This window comes from Cohnella thailandensis (genome assembly GCF_014212135.1).
Taxonomy (GTDB): Bacteria; Bacillota; Bacilli; order Paenibacillales; family Paenibacillaceae; genus Cohnella; species Cohnella thailandensis.
In genome coordinates this window covers 315,163-333,350 of sequence record NZ_JACJVQ010000003.1, presented here as the reverse complement: position 1 = coordinate 333,350, position 18,188 = coordinate 315,163, and the positions used below count along the sequence as shown (strand labels likewise).

At 57.7% G+C, this 18,188-nt stretch carries 13 protein-coding genes; 3 read left to right on the top strand and 10 right to left on the bottom strand.

The window, feature by feature from the left end:
- Nucleotides 1-127 precede the first annotated feature (127 nt).
- The 6 genes from H7B67_RS03855 to H7B67_RS03830 all read right to left on the bottom strand — a co-directional run bounded on the left by H7B67_RS03855 (nt 128) and on the right by H7B67_RS03830 (nt 10,034).
- A complete protein-coding gene (locus H7B67_RS03855) occupies nt 128-2,944 on the bottom strand; it encodes a glycoside hydrolase family 2 TIM barrel-domain containing protein (RefSeq protein WP_342592528.1) in 2,817 nt (938 codons plus the stop codon).
- Between the two features lie 31 nt (nt 2,945-2,975).
- Nucleotides 2,976-4,592 (bottom strand): response regulator, encoded by a 1,617-nt coding sequence (locus tag H7B67_RS03850; RefSeq protein WP_245363687.1) that lies wholly within the window; start codon nt 4,590-4,592, stop codon nt 2,976-2,978.
- Complete coding sequence (locus H7B67_RS03845) at nt 4,589-6,382, bottom strand: cache domain-containing sensor histidine kinase (RefSeq protein WP_342592529.1); 1,794 nt, start codon at nt 6,380-6,382, stop codon at nt 4,589-4,591. Before H7B67_RS03845 ends, H7B67_RS03850 begins: the two co-directional genes overlap by 4 nt.
- 78 nt (nt 6,383-6,460) lie before the next feature.
- Entirely contained in the window at nt 6,461-8,167 is a 1,707-nt protein-coding gene (locus tag H7B67_RS03840) for a type 2 periplasmic-binding domain-containing protein (RefSeq protein ID WP_185118469.1), read from the bottom strand.
- A gap of 72 nt (nt 8,168-8,239) precedes the next feature.
- Nucleotides 8,240-9,136, bottom strand: coding sequence for a carbohydrate ABC transporter permease (locus H7B67_RS03835; RefSeq protein ID WP_185118468.1), 897 nt, complete (start codon nt 9,134-9,136; stop codon nt 8,240-8,242).
- Nucleotides 9,137-9,140: 4 nt separating this feature from the next.
- Complete coding sequence (locus H7B67_RS03830) at nt 9,141-10,034, bottom strand: ABC transporter permease (protein WP_185118467.1); 894 nt, start codon at nt 10,032-10,034, stop codon at nt 9,141-9,143.
- A gap of 427 nt (nt 10,035-10,461) precedes the next feature.
- Between H7B67_RS03830 and H7B67_RS03825 the strand changes: the two genes are divergently transcribed.
- The 3 genes from H7B67_RS03825 (at nt 10,462) to H7B67_RS03815 (ending at nt 12,636) form a co-directional block, all read left to right on the top strand.
- Nucleotides 10,462-10,707: a hypothetical protein gene (locus H7B67_RS03825; RefSeq protein ID WP_185118466.1), complete on the top strand. Its 246-nt coding sequence runs from the start codon at nt 10,462-10,464 to the stop codon at nt 10,705-10,707.
- A 65-nt stretch (nt 10,708-10,772) separates the two neighbouring features.
- Nucleotides 10,773-11,312 (top strand): hypothetical protein, encoded by a 540-nt coding sequence (locus tag H7B67_RS03820; protein ID WP_185118465.1) that lies wholly within the window; start codon nt 10,773-10,775, stop codon nt 11,310-11,312.
- A 292-nt stretch (nt 11,313-11,604) separates the two neighbouring features.
- Nucleotides 11,605-12,636, top strand: coding sequence for a LacI family DNA-binding transcriptional regulator (locus H7B67_RS03815; protein WP_185118464.1), 1,032 nt, complete (start codon nt 11,605-11,607; stop codon nt 12,634-12,636).
- 104 nt (nt 12,637-12,740) lie between these two features.
- Here H7B67_RS03815 and H7B67_RS03810 read toward each other — a convergent pair whose 3' ends face one another.
- From H7B67_RS03810 to H7B67_RS03795, 4 genes are all read right to left on the bottom strand, one after another.
- Nucleotides 12,741-15,290, bottom strand: a complete 2,550-nt coding sequence (locus H7B67_RS03810) for an ABC transporter permease (protein WP_185118463.1) — start codon at nt 15,288-15,290, stop codon at nt 12,741-12,743.
- A complete protein-coding gene (locus tag H7B67_RS03805) occupies nt 15,287-15,979 on the bottom strand; it encodes an ABC transporter ATP-binding protein (RefSeq protein ID WP_185118462.1) in 693 nt (230 codons plus the stop codon). The genes H7B67_RS03810 and H7B67_RS03805 overlap by 4 nt, the downstream gene beginning before the upstream one ends.
- 75 nt (nt 15,980-16,054) lie before the next feature.
- On the bottom strand, nt 16,055-17,365 hold the full coding sequence (locus H7B67_RS31235) for an ATP-binding protein (RefSeq protein ID WP_185118461.1): 1,311 nt from the start codon (nt 17,363-17,365) through the stop codon (nt 16,055-16,057).
- Nucleotides 17,353-18,051 carry a response regulator transcription factor gene (locus H7B67_RS03795; RefSeq protein ID WP_185118460.1) on the bottom strand — a complete coding sequence of 233 codons (699 nt, stop codon included), beginning with the start codon at nt 18,049-18,051 and terminating at the stop codon, nt 17,353-17,355. The genes H7B67_RS31235 and H7B67_RS03795 overlap by 13 nt, the downstream gene beginning before the upstream one ends.
- Nucleotides 18,052-18,188 lie beyond the last annotated feature (137 nt).

The window sequence follows — 18,188 nt, the reverse complement described above, 5'->3', positions numbered from 1 at the left end:
ACGAAGAAAAATATTCTTCGACATCGGATGAAATAGGTTTCGGCGAGAGTGGGCGACTTCGCGCACAACGCAGAGAAGCGGCACAGGGATCTCCCCCAGTGTCGCTTCTCTGCGTAAATACGAGATCTTATTGGAAAAGCTTCCGAAGCTCTTCCGCCGTCACTTCCGCTTGAGGCTTGAACGCTTCGGAGCGGGCGTAACGGGCGAGGCTGGAGAGGAACTGCCGCCCCTCCGGGACCTCCTGCACCTTATCGGCGTCGAGCGCGCAGAGGAGCAGCTTGCCGCTGCCCACGCGGCATTCGAACAGGAAGCCGAGCTTGTGGTTGCGCTCGAAGTTGTCGATCGTCCGGACGATCGGCTTAAGCTCCGCCGGGAGGTCGTCCAGAATAAACGAGCGGGAATTCGAGACGAGCGTCCACCAAGGGTACGTGGAGTGCTCTTCGCTCGGGAAGTCGGCGAGAGCGGGATGCCCGTTCTCGATCAGCAGGCCCATCGTTCCGACCGGGGTCGGCTTACCCATGCTCTCGGAGATCGAGCGGAACATCGGGTAGCACCAGAAGTCGGTAGCGTACGTTCCCTCGATCGAACGCGAAGCGAGCTCCGGCTTCGCCGTCAGCAGGACGTTCTCACCGCGTTCGAGAAGCCGAAGCACGTCGTCCGTCAGTTCCTCCGCCCAGTGAAGACCGTCGCCTGACAGGGATACTGCCTTCTCCTTAGGATAGATCCACAGATCGTACGTTTTGCGAATGTCCGTGTTCGCCAGCTCCAGAGAGAATACGGCCTTCGTCATCGCCTCGACGGAAGGCAGCTCGAAGCTCAAATCGGCGATGTCCACGTAGGCCTCGCCAACCGGCGCCGACGCAGCCGTCTGTCCGCTTGCCAGCACGGCATCCCCGGCGCGGAGCTCCCACCTCAGCTCAAGCGACGGCAACGGCGCTTCGCGGTAATACGCCAGCTCGACATGAGCATCGAAACGCTCGCCAGACTCGTAATTGTACTTGTCGAATCTCGCGAGGAGAACCGCGTCCGAGCAGTACGTTCGCCATTCCTCCGGCGAGACGAGCCCCTTGCTGTCCATGAACGCGTCCAGGATGCCGACCAGGGCGGTGCCCTGCCCGCTGAAGTCCTGCAAGTCGAGAATTTGGAAGCCGGCCAGCTTCCGAGAGCGGAAGGCCGCTTCCAGCTCTTCCTTGTAGCAAGCCACGGCCAGCTGCCCGGAGCTCTCGAAGTACCGTTCGGCAAGCGAGCCCAGCCCCTTGGCTTCGAGCCGTTCCCGGAACGTTTCAAGGTTGCGCGCCTTCAGAGACCCCGTATATTTCTCGATCTCCGCGAACCGAGGGAACGTGGCGTATTGGCCGATCTCGTGCGAGACGACCGGAATTCGCGGAATAAGCTCCTCCTCGGCCGACTCCGCTTCCACTGTTCGGGCCTCGGTGCCGTACTGAATCTGAATGGTGCCGCTCTCGCCGGTCCCGGCCCCGGCGGCATCACTCCCGCCAGCCGAAGAGGGGACCATCTGCTCGTCGTAATCCTTGCTCGTACCCGGCCGATCCAGCTGCACGTGGCCTTGAGGGGCGTCGCACATCGCGTACGACCCGCGGAACAGGCGATCCCGGGAGAAGCGAACGCCGGTGTAGAAGTCCTCTTCCTCCAGAATGACGGGAACGAATTGGAAGTTGTTCGAGCCTTGCGTATACAGGTGCCTGTCGTCGACGGCCTTGTAGGCGCGCAGGATCTCGGAGATCCGGCTTTTGCTGCCCCACAGCTCGTTGCCGAGAGACATCATGACGAAGGAAGGATGATTGCCGAAGGCCTTCATCATGGCGAAGCCTTCCTCGATCAGATAGGCTTGTTCCGCCGCGTTATGATTGTCGTACGTTTCGTCCGTGACGGTTCCCCAGAACGGCAGCTCCGGCTCCATGTAAATCCCGAGAATATCGGCGGCCTCGAAGGCGGCTTCCGGAGGGCAGCACGTATGGAAGCGGTAGTGATTGATTCCGTACGACTTGGAGATGCCGAGAATGCGCAGCCACTCCTCGATGCTAGTCGGAGCGAACCCGGTCAGCGGGAAAATAAGGCCGTCGTGCTTGCCCCGAAGGAAGGTACGGGTCCCGTTGATCGAGAATTTGTCCCCGTCGGCTTTGAACTCCCGCATGCCGACGCTCAACTCATGCGTATCCAGCGCTTCGCCATCCGCGTCCAGCAGCCGAACGGTCAGCTTATACAGGAACGGATTCGCCTCGCTCCATAGCCGGGCATTTTCCCCCAGAACGAACGTCGCCTCAACCTCTTCGCCGCCCAAAGCGTACTCTTGCGCAGCGACCACATGATCGTGACCGTTAAAGCCGGAGGCCGAGATGGCCATCCGATCCGCGCCGTCTCCGACAAGCCGAGCCTTCACCAAGAACGACCGATCCGCTACGTTCGGATATACCTGCACATCCTGCAAATACGACTCCCCGTAGAACTGCAGCTCGATCCGTCCCGTAATCCCGTTCCAGTTCGTTTGGGTATCGGGGGAGGTCAGGTGGCCGCCCTTGGTCGGGTAATCGGTGTTGTCGACACGGATCGTAATCGTATGCCGGCCGGGGGAGAGACCTTCCTTCAGCTCGTAGAGATGAGGCGTGCCGAGGCTGTTCCGGGTTCCCGCCTCTTGACCGTCGATCCATAGGGCGGTGACCCGGGTTCTCTCCAGGAACAGCGCGACGGTCTTGCCGGCCAGCCGCTCGGGAATCTCCACTTCCCTCGAGAACCAAGCCCAGCCCTCGAATTTGTATCCATCCGTTAAGTGGCTGATTTCGACAGCGTCGTTCGGCTCGCCTTTGCGGGCGTGCGACGTCGTTCCGGGCAGCTCCATCGTATCGCCGTATGGCAGCCGCAGCCCGCTTTTTCCCCCGTCCAATTGAAGCTTCCACGTTCCCGCCAAATCTATCTTCGTAAGCACTCGATCGTCCTCCGTTCTCTTTTGCGCCAACCTATGATGTCGAATCGTTGTAGTCGCGGTACTCCTGCGGCGTCGTTCCCGTTACTTTCTTGAAGAGATAAGCGAAGTAGGCCGCGGTCTGGAAGCCGACCTGTTCCGCCACCTCGTAGATCTTGACGTTCGGATCGCGAAGCAGGTCCTTCGCCTTGTTCATCCGCGCCTCCTGAACGAAGTCGGAGATCGTCCGGCCGGTCTCCTTCTTAAATAATACGCTGAGATAGCTCGCGTTCAAGTGAAATTGCTCCGCCAGCTGCTTGACCGTCATGTGGTCCTGCAGATGGTCCCCGATATACTCCGCGATGCGGCGGATGAGATTGTGCTGCAGTCCGGGCTCCTCCCGCCGGTTCGTCCGGCCGAAGCGGGCCATGTATTCCAGTACCGCGTCCCGGATCTCCTCGGTTCCCGTGCAGTCGATCAGCCTTTTCCAGATCAGAATGTTCTCGTCGCCGTCCTCCTGCTTCTCGAGGCCGATCTTGCGCGCCAGCTCGCTGATGAGCCCCATGGCGAAAGCCTGAACGTAAGAATAGGAGACCGGCTTCTGCGTCAGCAGCAGATCGAAGGCGTGGTTGAACCGCACGATCGCTTTCTCGCCTTCGCCTCTCTCCAGCAGGCGGACGATCTCGGGCACGTCTTCTTCTTTCAATCGATATTCCTGATAGTCCTCCGCCTCGACCCGGTCGAAGTAGAGAATCCGGCCTCCGCCGCCCAGACGGGCGTTGGCCATCATGTGCTTGATCTCTTTGTAGAGCAGGGGAATCTCTTCCCAGTCGTAGCATTCGCGGCTCACGCCGATCGTCACGGAAGCGTCGTACTGCTCCCGGATGACTTCCTGCACGAACTGCAGCTGCTTCTCCATTCTCGCCCGGTCGCTAGGCTCCGCATTCAGATGGAGGACCGCCGCCTCGTCCGCTCCCGTCTTGCCGATATACGTTCCTTCCCAGCCGGACAAGCCGATCTTAACGGTCTTCAGAAGGCCGTCGGCCAGCAGGATCCGCCGGCGGGCATCCGGCGCCCCGGCCAGATCGAGCCGGTCGTACCCGATCAGGAACATCCGGATATGCTCAACGCCTAAGGGAAGGTCGAGCAGCCGGCTCCACGACTCCATCAGCGCCCCGTCATGCGCTCGGCCTTCAATCAAATCGTTCACGAACCGATCCTGAACGACGTCCAGGCTGCCGGTTACTTTCTCCTTAAGCAAGGTCGTCTCCCGTTCGATCTGGTCGCGCTTCTCGATCGTCGTTCGGAACGAGGCGAGCTTCTCCTCGATCTCCTCCGTCTTGATCGGCTTGAGCACGTAAGCCTTCGCCCCGAGATGGATCGCCTCCTGGACGAATTCGAACTCGTCGTAGCCGCTGATCATGAGCGTAAGAAGAGATTGCAGGTGGGGAAAATCCGACTTGCACCTCGCCAGCAGCTCGATCCCGGTCATCCCGGGCATGGAGACGTCGGTAATCAGAACGTCGATTTTCTTATCGTCCAGGATGGCGAGCGCGTCGTCGCCGGATTCCGCCGTAAAGGGGACCTCGTAGCCCAGCCGTCTCCAGTCCACGTGCCTAAGAAGTCCTTGGATATGCAGCGGTTCGTCGTCGACGATCAATGCCTGAATCATGTGCCTTCACCTCGTTTGATCTCCGGGCGCTCCTCGCAGACGGGGATGCGGATCGAGACCGCCGTTCCTTCGTCCCGGACGCTGTCGACGGCAAGGCGACCCTCCGGTCCGAAATAAAGCCGCAGCCTCTCGCGAATGTTGTTCATGCCGTAGCCGTTGTTTTTCCCCTCGTAGCTGCCGTTCCGTACTTTGTCGAGCACCTCGGGTTTAATGCCTTTGCCGTTGTCGGACACGCGGAAATGCACCGAATTCTCCTCTCGTCGGACGGAGATTCGAATGAAGGCGTTCGGACGGTTCGTGATGCCGCCGTGCAGATAGCAATTCTCCACGATCGGCTGCAGCAGAAGCTTGATCGTATAGAGCTCCAGCGTCTCCTCCTCGATCTCCCATTCCACGTTCACTCTTCCGGGATAGCGAAGCTGCTGGATCTCCAGATACGCCTTCAGATGCTCGACTTCGTCCTTGATCCGCGTTACGTTGACCCGATTGTTCAAAGCCAGCCTGTAGAACGTCGTCAAAGCGTCGATCGTGCGCAGCTGCATGTCGTCCTGCAGATCCATCGCACGCCAGCGGATCAGGCTGAGGGAATTATAGATAAAGTGCGGGTTGATCTGAGCCTGAAGCGCTTGGAACGATTGCTCCTTCTCCTTGAGATTCGCTTGCGTGTTCTCTTCGACGAGCCGCCCCAGCCGTCCCGACATCGAGTTGAACAGCACCTCCAGCTCGCCGAGCTCGTCGTTGTCCCGGTTCTTGACCGTGACCTCGAACACCCCGTGCGAGATATCGGTCATGCGGTTGCCCAGCTTGCGGATCCGCCACACGACGTTCTTCAGCACGGCCATGATGACGAAGACGGAGATGAAGAGGAAAAAAGCGATGCTGGCGCCGACGGTGTAATAGATGTGCTTGGACTGCTTCTCCATCTGGTCGATATGGACGAGCGCCGCGATCGACCAATTGTCGCTGAGCTTCTGGACGATCAGAACCTTCCCGCCGATCGGGGTGCTCACCTTGTTCTGGTGCTTCCAGTAAGGCTGCAGGGAGGAGCTGGAGAGCCGGTCTCCGATCTCGGACGATTCGGAGGACGCGATGATGCGTTCGTCCTTGTCGACGATGTACATGTCCCCGGCGCCGCTGAACGGATGGTTGAACGGCTCCGCGAACACGTCGTTGTAATCCAGCAGAAGATACACGAGTCCGTAGGAGCGGCCGTAGCCGTCGATGATCTTGCTGGAGACGATCAGCTTCCGCGGGTCGTTCTGCGCGTTGGTCCAGCTCAGGATGTCATGCGAGCCCATCGTCTGCTCGAACCAATCGCTCTCCTTGATCCCGGCCAGCATCCGGTCCTCCGGCTTCCATAGGAGGCCGCCGTCCTGCACCAGATTGCCGTTCGTATGATAAATGCGGAAGTCCTCGATCCCCGGCAAATACTTCGCGGTGAGCAGGAACGAACGATCGACGTAATTGACCGTCTCAAGCTGCTCGACCATGTCCGCGTAATCCCGGGACAGCCGGGAGATGAGCTCCCCGTCGGTCGCGGTTCGCGTCGCCAGAAGATCGTAGCTCTGCTTCCGGAACTCGATGCTCTGGGCGGTCTGGCGAACCGCTTCCTTGATGGTCAGCAGGTAGTTCTCCCGAACGCTGTGGAAGGTCAGAAAGCCCGCGCCCACGGCGAGGAGGACGGTGGGGATGAAGACGATCAGCCCGTAGAACAGCACGATTTTGCCGCGCAGGTGCATGGACCTCGTTCCCCGCAGGATCCATCTCTCCAGCGTTTGTTTGACTTTCACCGCTTCTCCCCCGTCCCGATGTCGCGCGGCCGCCGCAGAACGGCAAAGGGAGCAACCCGAAGGCTGCTCCTGCTCCGCTTAGAATTCCCCGTTGGCCGCCACGTCCGCTTGGTACGTCTCCAGCCATTCTTGCTTCATTTCACTCCAGTGAGCGCGTTTCTCCAGGGCGTCCCGGAACGCCTTCCAGGTCGACTCGAATGCCGCGTCGTCCTTGGCCATCAGGAACTTCGCCCGGAATTCCTTGCGGATGTTCTCGAGCTCCGGAGCGTATTTCTCCCATACGCCGCCTTCCTTCGGAGTGAGCAGGTCGTAGTTGTGGGCCGCTCGCACGCCGCCCATCTGGCCGACCGCCGCCGTGAACTGCTGCGACTTGGCCGCGCCCGCCAGCTCGACCTCGTTGTTCCACCAAGGATACCAGGCGTTGTTGTAGGAAGAGGTCATGTACAGCTCCGGCGTTACCTTGGCCTTCGAGGCTTGGTCGCCCGAATTGCGCAGCTGCTTATAATTATCGTCGATGTAGTTCCACTTTCCAAGCGGCTGATCGACCCAATCCCAATATAGGCCGGCAGGACCTTCGTTGACGACCTGCTGCATCTCCGGCTTCGGCGAGAGCGTGTAGTCGAAGAACTTCAGGATGGCTTCGAGATTCTTCGTGTTCTTGCTGATGTAGACGTCGTAGCCCGGATACGGGTTGACGACTTGGTTCGTGCCGACTTGCTCGACGCCCGGAACCTGCGGGTACGGAATGACGTCGTAGTACCAACCGGTCTCGGTCGGGCCGTCCAGCGTCTCCCAGAGGGAGGCGTCCATGTTGAAGAAGCTGCCGACGTTAAGGGCCACGCGTCCGGACTTGTTCTTCTCCTTGTAGCGCTCCTTCTTGTCGGTCACGACTTCCGGATCGATCAGCTGCTCGCGGTACATTTTGTTCATCCACTGGTAGGCGGCCTTGTACTGCGGATCGTCGAAGGCGAAGACGAACTCGTCTCCCTTCTTCGCGACGCCCGATCCGGAGGTCGAGACGCCGAACGCGGTCAGGATCGCGTTCTCGTCGTTCCAGCCGGCCGTATCGTTCGTGTCCATCAGGAACGACATCGGAAGAAGGGACTTGCCGGAAGCGTCCTTCTGCTCGGCGGCTTTCTTCAGGTAGGTCTCGACGCCTTCGATCGTCTTCAGGTCGTCCTTCGTCATGCCGACCTGCTCCAGCACGTCCGTGCGAACGACCCAGGAGAGGGAGGACCAACCCGGCCACGGATCGTCCGGATTCTGGTCGAACCAGGTCGGAATGGACCAGATATGGCCGTCCTTATCCTTCATGCGCTCGAGGTATTGCTTCGGAATCGCAGCGAGTCCCGGATATTTATCCGGCATGTCGAAGTATTGCTCGAGAGACAGGATTTGATTGGAGCGGTTCATCGCGCTCTTGACCGTGTCGTTGCGGCCGAAAATCGCGGCGTCCTTGAAGCCGCCCGTATTGATCTTCAGGTTCAGGGCCGTCAGGGCATCGCCTTGGGTCGCTTCCAGCTTCACCTCGACGCCGGGCTCGGTCTCCTTCCAGTACTTCTGAACCAGGCTATCGTTATTGATCGTCGCCGTCCAGCCCAGCCATAGATCGAAGGCCAGCGGTCCGGAGGAATTGCCCGACGGCGCGGCTTGAGTGCCGGAAGCCTCGGAACCGGAATTGCTTGCCTCGTTGGAATTGCCCGAACCGGAGCAGCCTGCCGTTACGGCCAGAACGGCTGCCAGCGATAAGGCGGCCCACCCTTTTCTTCTGTTGATGGAGCTCATCGATAACTCCCCTGTCTGTTAGAGATTTTGGTATAGGAACAATTGCGTATACCCCATATGGAGACTTGCAAGTCAGCCTTTCACCGAGCCGATCAGCACGCCCTTCACGAAGTACTTCTGGAGGAAAGGATAGATGCACAGGATCGGAATCGAGCTGACCATGACGACGGCCATCTTGATGGACATCAGCGTGATATTGGCCATCTCGGAGCTTCTCGCCAGCGCTTCCTGGTTCGTGTTCGAACCGAGTACCGCCGATAGATCGCTAGCCGACAGCAGCTGCTGAAGGAACGTCTGAACCGGGATCAAGGACTGATCGGTGACGAAGAAGCTGCCCGCGAACCAGTCGTTCCAGTGGCCGACCGCCGTGAACAAGCCCAGAGCGGCGAGCATCGGCTTCGAGAGCGGGATGACGATCTGCAGCAGGGCGCGGACCGGGCCGGCTCCGTCCAGCTCGGCGGCCTCGATCAGCGCCTCCGGGATGCCTTGAATGAACTTCAGCATGACGAACATGTTCCAAGCCGAGAACAATCCCGGGAAAATGTACACCCAGAACGTATTGAGCAAGCCTAAATCGTTGAGTTGAATGTAGAAGGGGATAAGGCCCCCGTTGAACAGCATCGTGATCAGGATGTAGCCGAGAATCGTTCCCCGCAGCGGAAGCTTCTTGTACGACAGGCCGTACGCCGCCAGCAGGGTGACGAACAGGCCGCCGATCGTTCCGAGAACCGTTCTTCCGATCGTAATGAGATAAGAGTGCCGAATGACCTCGTTGCCGAGCACGATCTCGTAATTGATCGTCGTGAACGAACGCGGCCAGATATAGACTCCGCCCTTGGCCGCATCGGCGCCCTCGTTAAGCGAGATGGCGAGCATGTAGAGGAACGGATAGATGACGCTTAGACACAACAGAGACAGGACGGCGATAACGACGGGGTAGGCGATTTTCTCCATTCGGGTTCTTTTCATACGATCACCATAGTCCTTCGCCGTTCAGCTTGCGGGACAGCTGGTTCGTCGTAAGGACAAGCACCAGGCCGATCACGGAAGAGAGCAGGCCGACGGCGGTCGACATTCCGAAGTAGCCTTGCTGCAGTCCGCTGCGGAGCACGTACGTATCCAGGACGTCCGATACTTGCATGTTGGCCGAGTTCATGAGCGGGTAAATCTGATCCATGCCTACGGTGATCAAGCTCGGAATGCTCAGGATCAGCACGATCGAGATCGTCGGCATGATGCCCGGAAGCGTTATGTGCCGGATCTGCGCGAGCTTCCCGGCTCCTTCGACCTTCGCGGCTTCATAGAGCTGCGGATCGATCGTCGTGATGGCCGCCAGGTACAGAATCGTGTTCCAGCCGGTCTCCTTCCAGAGCCCGCTGCCGACGACGATCGGACGGAACCACTCGGTCGATCCCAGGAAGAAGATCGGTTCCCCGCCCGCCTTGGCGATCAATTGGTTGACCATCCCCCCGTCCAGCGTGAGGAACGATTGAAGCATATAAGCCACGACGATCCAGGAGAAGAAGTGGGGCAGATAGCTGACCGACTGCACGAATCTCTTGAACTTGGAGTGGGCGACTTCGTTAATCAATAGAGCCAGAAGGATAGGCGCCGGAAAACCGAAAATAAATTTTAACACAGAAATGTACAGCGTGTTCTCCACGACCGTCCAGAATTGGGGTTCCCGAAGGAACGAGAAATTGTCGAACCCGACCCACGGGCTGTCCCAGATGGACGTGCCGATCCGGAAGTCGCGGAACGCGACGACGATTCCCGCCATCGGAACGTAGCTGAACAGAAACAACAGAACGACGCCGGGCAGGATCATGAGATACTGCCAACGATGCTTATAGAGCTTTGCGTACATGAGCCATCCTCCTCGTATTCCCATGATAACGGGGATAAGAAAGCGCATCCATGAGACGATGATTGGATTTCTTTCGTTTTGATTTGTTGTTGGGGGGACTTTCTTCTAGAAGGTCGTCCTTGCCAAGTAACTGAATCGTAACGGAACTGAGAGCCGTTACCTCGCCTCATAAACCTGTTTTTGCGATTTAACGGAACAGAGGGCTCTTATTTTTGAAGAAATGACCTAATAAGAGGAACCATGGCTAATATAAGGGCTCCTCATTCCGTTAGAATCGAAAGATGCTTTAATGACTCCGAATAACGTCCGTACGTTCCGTTACGGAAGATAGAGAAAGAACAGTCCTGCAAAAGAACCTTTGCATAAAGGCTACGCCTGTGTTACATATTATTACAGTTGAATCATAGGAAAGAGAGGCTCAAATATTGTGGATGAGATTCGATTAATTATACTAAAGATATTCGGTGCTGCTTTAAACTCTGATGAAATTGATGATGTTTACAATTGGTATCAAGAAAATAAATCAAGGCTTACAAATGCAAATAAGCTACGCGCAGAGTTAGGTCAATTTGTATATTCAAAAAATAAAGGCAAGAAGTTAATGTTCTTTGAAGAGGATACAAGCAATTTAGATTACTTGCTTCTAATACTTGATCAAGGAAAGAAAAAATAATAGGACAAGATAATATGGAATCCATAATTTCGTTGCTTTCATTTCTGCTAGCCATTGGAAGTTTCGTGTACACAACTGTTTTGAATGGTCGCAGTAAAAAGGAGCAAGATATTCTAAGGAGAAAAGCTAATAGATTAGAAGCGGATGCAATGTACGAAAAAGTTAGGAACAAACGAGTCGAGTTTGAAGAAGTTCTAACGGAATTTACTCTTTTGGATAAGAAAATTCAAGAGAATAATGGTGAAGTTGAAGATACGGATCAATCCCAATATACTGGCTTGCTTTTAAAAAGCAAGATTAAGTATTCATTGTTTTATAACGAAATAGAAGCCTTTTGTAATAGACTAGTTGATAAAACAATTGAAAGTGAAGAATATATTAATAACGAAGTTCTACCCTCCCTAAAAAAAGATGCCATGCGTCAAGTAATGTTCTTTGGAACATTAAATGAAAAAGCCAAAATGCTAAGTTTACCCCCGATCCCTAAGCCAGAACCAACAGCCTTTAAAAATTTCAATACGGTAATAAACCAATATTTCGGTGATGACACTCATTGGATAAGTGAGCTTGAAAGAGTAAGGAATGAGAAAAGCTTTGTGTATTAGCTTGGTCAAAATCCAGTATGCGCTTTTCTCCATAATTAAATGTCCCTGAACGATACCGATCGTGGCATGCTGGGGTCCAATGTCGCCGAAGGCGTGATGATATTTGCATTCCATTGAACTTCGGCTGACACGAGTAAGAGCAAAAACGGGTGGAGAATGGTGTTCCACCCGTTTTGAATTTAATAGCCTTCGCACCAGCGATCAGGCGATATCATGCGATTGCCACGCCCCGAAATTCGGGTTATCGTTAGAGGGACGAATGGGAACGAACCGGTGGAGGCGAAGTTTTATCATGTCGGTGAACATACGAGATATAGCCAAAGCCGCCGGGGTATCGGTGTCCACCGTATCCAAGGCGCTTAACGGATATTCTTCGGTCAACGAGGCGACGCGGGCGAAGGTGCTTAGGATCGTCGAGGAGCTGCGGTACGAACCCAACGCGGCGGCGCGGGCTCTTGTCGGACAGCGCTCGATGACGCTGGGCGTCTTCTTGACGACCGGGCTCGCGCATCCGTTCTTCGGGAGCCTGCTCGGCGGGGTCGACCGGGCGTTGCAGGAGAAGGGCTACGATCTGATCTATCTGGCGCAAGCCCAGATCGGCCCTGAATACAGCTTGGTGCGCCACTGCCGGACTCGCAACGTGGAGGGCGTTCTCGTGTTCGGCTTCCAGGAGACGGACCGGAACTTCTCGGAGCTGGTGGAGGCGGATCTTCCCGCGGTGTTCATCGATCTGGACATCAAGGGCAGCCGCATCGGGATGGTTACCTCCGACAACGCGGAAGCGACCCGCGAGGCCGTCGGGCATCTGCATGCCTTGGGCCATCGGCGGATCGCTTACCTTGCGGGCCTTAAAGGCTCCTATGTCGAAAAGCTTCGGAAGCGGGGCTTCCGGCAAGGGCTCGCGGACCATAGTTTGGCCGATCATCCTGACTATGATGTCGGGGACGACTTTACGCAGGCGAGCGGGTACGAAGCGATGAACCGGCTCCTCGCCCTAGAGGAACGGGAACGGCCCACCGCGGTCGTCTGCTGCTCCGACCTCAGCGCTCTCGGGGCGATGGATGCGGCCGCGGAGCGGGGGCTTGCGGTCCCGGACGATATCTCCATCGTCGGCTTCGACGATATCGAAGCCGCCCGGGGAATGCGTCCGGCGCTCACCACCATCCGGCAGGATATGCCGAGGATGGGCTACGAGGCGGTGACGCTGCTCGACCGCCTCATCACCGAAGAGCCGGAGCCCGCGTCCGAGGCGGAGAAGCGAGTCGTCCTTCCGACGGAATGGGTGTCCCGCGATTCCTGCGGGCCGGCTCCGGGCGCGGAATAGCCCGGCCGAAACCGGGCTGTATAGATAACTTATTGTCTTCAGTAACCGAGATGCCCGACAAAAGGGTAACCCCAGCCTAGTTTCCCAGGCTGGGGTATTCATGCTTAATTCTCCTCGCGAAGCGAATCGATCAGGTTCGTCTTGGCAAGGCGGCGCAGCGGCCCTTGCACGGAGAACAAACCGACGACGAAAGCGGCAGCGCAAGCGATAAGCGAACCGTCCCACGGGAACTGGAAGGGCATCCCTTGCAGTTCCGTGAGCTGCAAGTACAGGAAGTAGCAGAAGCCGATTCCTAGAACGAGTCCCCAGAAGGCGCCAAGAAGTCCGAACCAGACTCCCTCTAGCGTCGCCATTCTCTTCAGCTGCCCCATCGTCATTCCGACCGCTTGCAGCAGCCCGAATTCGCGGCGGCGAAGCAGCAGGTTCGTCTGAACCGTGTTGATGATATTCAAGCTTCCGATAAGCCCGATGACGGTAAGGAAGCCGTAAATGAAGATTTGCATCTGCAGGGTGAACTGCCGCTGCTCTTTCTGATCGGCGGCCGTATCGACCAGGTAGGCGCCCGGCGTCGAATCGACCAGCTGCTGCAGCGCTTCGCGAACGGGGCCGTCGTCCGCCCCGTCTTCCATGGCGACGTCGATGCCGTATCGGGCCAAGTCGGCGGGAGAAGCCGCCTTGTCGCTAAGAACCAGATCGTCGTACAGATCGGCCGGGGCCATCACTCGAGCATAGTTATCCGTATAGATCATTCCGAACGGCGACTGCGAGAGGATGCCCCCGATCGTCACTTCGCGGAACAGCGCCTTATCGGCGTCTCCTTCCGAACCGCTTATGCCGGACGACATATCCAGAAGCAGCTTATCCCCGACTTTGTACCTCGTCATGTCCAGAATCGTCTTTTTCCCCGTGTCCGGATCCATAGGCTTGACCGTCTGCACGAGCAGAACCCCGTTCATCGCCTTCAGCTTCTCCGGATCGGCCGTTCCGTCCGTCAGATAAGCCGCCGCCTCTCTCAGGCGGGAATCGTCATACTTCGCCATCTCCATATTCACCAGGCTGTAATCGGTCTCGTCCTTAGTCGACTCCGTATATTGGATCCGCGATATGTTCAAGAATTGCTCGTTGACCAGCTTCCGGGGAACCCAGGCGGTGGTCCCGAAGGTGTTGTACCTTCCATAGACGCCGCGCACGCCCGGCAGGTTCTCGAGCTTGCCGATCTGCTCTTCGGAGAGGAAATCGGCTTTCTCGCCTTCCGTATTCCCTTGGGACGATATCGTCACCGAGAACGCGATCCGTTCTTCGTCGTTAGAGCCCGAGGTAAGCGAGAACATCTCTTGGGTAAAGTAGTGGAACACGATAAACAACGTCACGCTGATAATGACCGAGAAGCTCGTAATGCGGAACTTGCTGCGATTGCGGCGAATGTTCTTGGCGGCCATGTTGCCCCCGACGCCGATCGCTTGAAGCGGGGACGGGATTCGGAAGCGGCGGTACGATTCCCGCACGATGCTTCCCGCGCCTCGCACCGCTTCGACCGGCGAGACGGAGGCGGCTTTGCGCGCGGGGAGCCAAGCGGCCAGATAGACCGAGAGAAGCCCGATGACCACGCTGCCGGCCATGATCCACGTATGCCAATTCAATTCGAATTGCTCCAGCGACAGGATGCGGAATCCGGCCTCGACCATCAGCGTGATGATCAGCCATAGCACGCCCCATCCGCATAACAAGCCGAGCGGAATGCCGATCGCCGCAAGGGTCGTCGCCTCGCGGAACACGAGCCCGCGAATCTGCGACGGAGTAGCACCGAGCGTACGGAGCAGCCCGAATTGACGGATTCTTTCCAGAACGGAGATGTGGAAAATATTATAAATAACGGCGGCCGTCGACAGAACGACAAGGCCGATCAGCGTTCCGAAGATAACGAGCAGGACCTGGTTGAAGTTGTCGTCCGGCGATTCTCCCATATAGGCGAGCACCAGATTGTTCGGGCTGAATTGTTCCCGCGCCAGCTCCCGGAACGAGTCCAGGTTGTCGCTGATATCGACTCCCGGCTTCAAGGTGGCGAATAAATCCAGTTCCCCGGATGACGAACCCACCTCGCCATTCAAAGAAAAGGCGGAGGACTCGAGATTCAGCTGGTTGATCCTCGTGTTGATCAAGAGCCCGGACACGATGTACTCATGAGGCTGGCCGTCCGGCCCGCTCAGCGTCGTCGTCCCTCCAAGCTTCGGTTCCCCCGGCAAGTAAGGAAGAATCCATTCCTCCACGATAATCTCGCCGGACGACTTCGGCCACTGTCCGGAAGCCAGATGCAGAGGCGCCAACTGGAACAAATCCGCGTTGACTTCGTTCAGGGTCAGCTTGATGGAGTCCCGGAGCTCCGTCTCCGTGCTCTCCTTCATAACGCCCGTTCGGTCGACGAGGACATTCTTCGTTATTTCGTTATACAATCCGCTGTCTGCCTTGCTGTAAGCGAAGTGATAGGACCCGCTGTTATAGACCGCTTCCTTCAACAAGTTATCCTTGATGCTCATGCCCATGGTCCCGATTGCGCTGATAAGCGCTACCGAGAGGATGATGCCGATTACCGTCAGAATCGAGCGCTTGCGCTGCTGCTTCAGATAGCGCCCGGCGAGCGCGCCGTATCCCTTCATGCCCGATTCCCCCCGCGAGTGTCGCTGACGAGGCGGCCGTCCTGCATGCGCAGCACGCGGTCCGCTTCGGCGGCGATGTTCATGTCGTGGGAGATGACGATGACGGTCTGGTGGTACTGCCGAACGGCGAGCTTCAGAAGCTCCATGACCTCCCGGCTGTTGGCGCTGTCCAGGTTCCCGGTCGGCTCGTCCGCGAGCACGATCGCCGGGCGATAGGCGAGGGCGCGGCCGATGGCGACGCGCTGCTGTTGTCCGCCGGACAGCTCCGACGGCAGGTGCCTGCGGCGATCGTCCAGGCCGAGCGTGTGGATCAGGTCGCGGATATACTCTTTATCCGGCTGGCGATGATCCAGGAGCAGCGGAAGCTGGATGTTCTCTTCGACGCTGAGGACCGGAATCAGGTTAAACGATTGGAAAATAAACCCGATCTTCCGGCGGCGGAACACGGCGCGTTCCCGTTCCTTCAGCGCGTAGAGGTTCTCTCCGTCGATGTGCACCGTTCCCGAAGTGGGATGATCCAGTCCGCCGAGCATGTGCAGCAGCGTGCTTTTGCCCGAACCGCTGGATCCGACGATCGCGACGAATTCCCCTTGCGCGACGTCGAAGCTGACCTCCCGGAGAGCTTCTACCTTGGTGCTGTCCTTGCCATAGGTCTTGCTCAGTTTATCGACCCCGATGATGCTGTTCATCGTTAATTCATCCTTTCCCGTACAATCTACAGGTCAAGTATAGCGCCCCAACCTTACAAGGGAGGACGCGCCGCCTTACAGATTTGTAAGGGAGGATGCCTGGGGGAGGGTCCGGTGCAAAGGAATCGTCATCGTGAAGGTCGTTCCCTCTTCGGGCCTGCTGGAGGCGGACAGCAGCCCGTCGTGCTTCTCCACGATTGACTTCGCGAGAGGAAGGCCGAGACCGACTCCGCTGCCGGCCGGGGACGATTGGTAGAACTTCTTGAAAATATGCGGAAGATGCTGCTCGTCGATGCCTTCCCCTTGGTCCCTAACCGAGATATGGGCGAACATCGGCGTGCGCTCCGTCCGAACGGTCACCTGTCCACCCTCCGGGCTGTGTTCGATCGCGTTCTTGACGAGATTCGTCAAAGCCTCCGACAGCCATTTAGGGTCGTGCAGAAGAGGAATCTCTTCTTGCGGGGTTTCCACGCGGAGCCGAACCCGGCGCAGCTCGGCTACGCTTCTTAGAGGATCGAGCGCCATCTCGACCGTGTCGGATAGCGGCGCCCGGACCGGAACGATCTCGAGAGCTTCCGCCTCCAGCCGGGCGATCTTAAGCAGCGTCAGGATGAGCCATTCCATCCGTTCCAGTTCGCGGCGGCATGTCTCGAGGAATTCGCGGGCGTCCTCCCGGCTTGTCCGAGGATCCTGAAGAAGCTCCACGTAGATGGCGAGCGACGTGAGCGGGGTTTTGAGCTGATGGGAGATATCCGCCACGGTATCCTTCAGCAGCGTCTTCTCCTTGTGAAGCTGGGAGATCGTCTCCTGGAGCCGGAGCGAGAGCTCCTGAACGGTATGCGAGAGCAGGCCCAGCTCTCCGTCTTCATAGAGGGGCTTGTCCATCGGCGAATTCTGCTTTACGGACTTCTCCAGCGAGACGGCCAGCCGGTGAATATGCCGATAAGGGCTGGCATACACTCGGAAGAGCAGCAAGGACAAGAGGAGAATAAACAGGCCGAGACCTGCGCTAAGCTTAATCCAAAGCTCCGAGCGAAATCGTTCGACAATGGGGAAAATAGAGCTGTCCGCCTTCTCGTCCAACCCGTAGCGGGAGGCGAGCTCCTGCCCGAGCTTGCGGGCTTCCGGGTCTTCCTTCCCATCCTCGACGAATAGGCGGGGAAGCTCGGGGGCCAGCTCGGGATGGGCGGCGGCGAGCGACCCGATCAGCCGCTCGTCGCGGGCGAGCCACTCGCGCTTCAAGCGGTCGCTCTCGTAGCGGCTGTAGAGCCAGGCGAACAGCATCAGGACGACGGCGGCGGCCAGGCAGATCGCGGCAAAGCGGCGAACGCCGGGATTGCGCCAGAGCCGCCCGAAGCTTCGTCTAGTCTCGCTTAACCGTTCCACCTGTAGCCTGCCCCCCGCACCGTTATTATTTTCTGCGGATCGTTCGGCTTATCCTCGATCTTCTCGCGAAGACGCCTTACGTTGACCGCAATGGTGTTGTCGTCCATATAATCGCTGCCCTCCTGCCAGAGCTGCTGCAGGATCTGCTCCTTGGACAAGACGGCGCGAGGATGGTTCATCAGCAGGGAAAGCAGCCGGAATTCGGTCATGCTGAGCGAGATTTCGCGTCCCTGCTTGGTAAGCCGCATCTCTTGCGGATAGAGCGCGAGGTCGCCGGCCTGAACCGCCGCTCCCTCGCTATTCGAGCTTCGGGCCGGGTTGCGATTGTGGCGCCGAAGGACGGCTTGGATCCGGGAGAGGAATTCGCGCAGGCGGAACGGCTTCGTGATATAGTCGTCCCCGCCCAAGTCCAGGCCGCGGACGATGTCGAGCTCGCTGTCGCTGGCCGTCAGGAACACTACGGGGGTGTCGGACCCTCTTCTCAGCTTGCTGCAGAAGTCGAATCCGCTTCCGTCGGGCAATTGCACGTCCAGAACGATGAGGTCGAAGCGGTCGTTCTCCACGGCGGCTTCCGCTTCCGCGATCCGGCGCGCACCTACCACTTCATAGCCTTCCTGCCGCAGCGTAAATTCGATTCCTCGATGCAGCGATTCGTCATCTTCGACAAGCAACAGTCGGGAGGACATGGGCTTACCCCTTTCCTAGCGAAAATAATGTCTATTTTTGATTCCGCGGTCATAGTCCGGCCGAACCAAAAATGTCGGAAAATGAGAGAAATTAAAATGATTGGATCGACATGGTTCTACATTAATGGCTGAAAATA

Excerpts from the sequence above, each read along its gene's own strand:
- H7B67_RS03850 (WP_245363687.1), bottom strand. The coding sequence starts at position 4,592 with ATGATTCAGGCATTGATCGTCGACGACGAACCGCTGCATATCCAAGGA.
- H7B67_RS03840 (WP_185118469.1), bottom strand. The coding sequence starts at position 8,167 with ATGAGCTCCATCAACAGAAGAAAAGGGTGGGCCGCCTTATCGCTGGCA.
- H7B67_RS03835 (WP_185118468.1), bottom strand. The coding sequence starts at position 9,136 with ATGAAAAGAACCCGAATGGAGAAAATCGCCTACCCCGTCGTTATCGCC.
- H7B67_RS03830 (WP_185118467.1), bottom strand. The coding sequence starts at position 10,034 with ATGTACGCAAAGCTCTATAAGCATCGTTGGCAGTATCTCATGATCCTG.
- H7B67_RS03815 (WP_185118464.1), top strand. The coding sequence starts at position 11,605 with ATGTCGGTGAACATACGAGATATAGCCAAAGCCGCCGGGGTATCGGTG.
- H7B67_RS03810 (WP_185118463.1), bottom strand. The coding sequence starts at position 15,290 with ATGAAGGGATACGGCGCGCTCGCCGGGCGCTATCTGAAGCAGCAGCGC.
- H7B67_RS03805 (WP_185118462.1), bottom strand. The coding sequence starts at position 15,979 with ATGAACAGCATCATCGGGGTCGATAAACTGAGCAAGACCTATGGCAAG.
- H7B67_RS03795 (WP_185118460.1), bottom strand. The coding sequence starts at position 18,051 with ATGTCCTCCCGACTGTTGCTTGTCGAAGATGACGAATCGCTGCATCGA.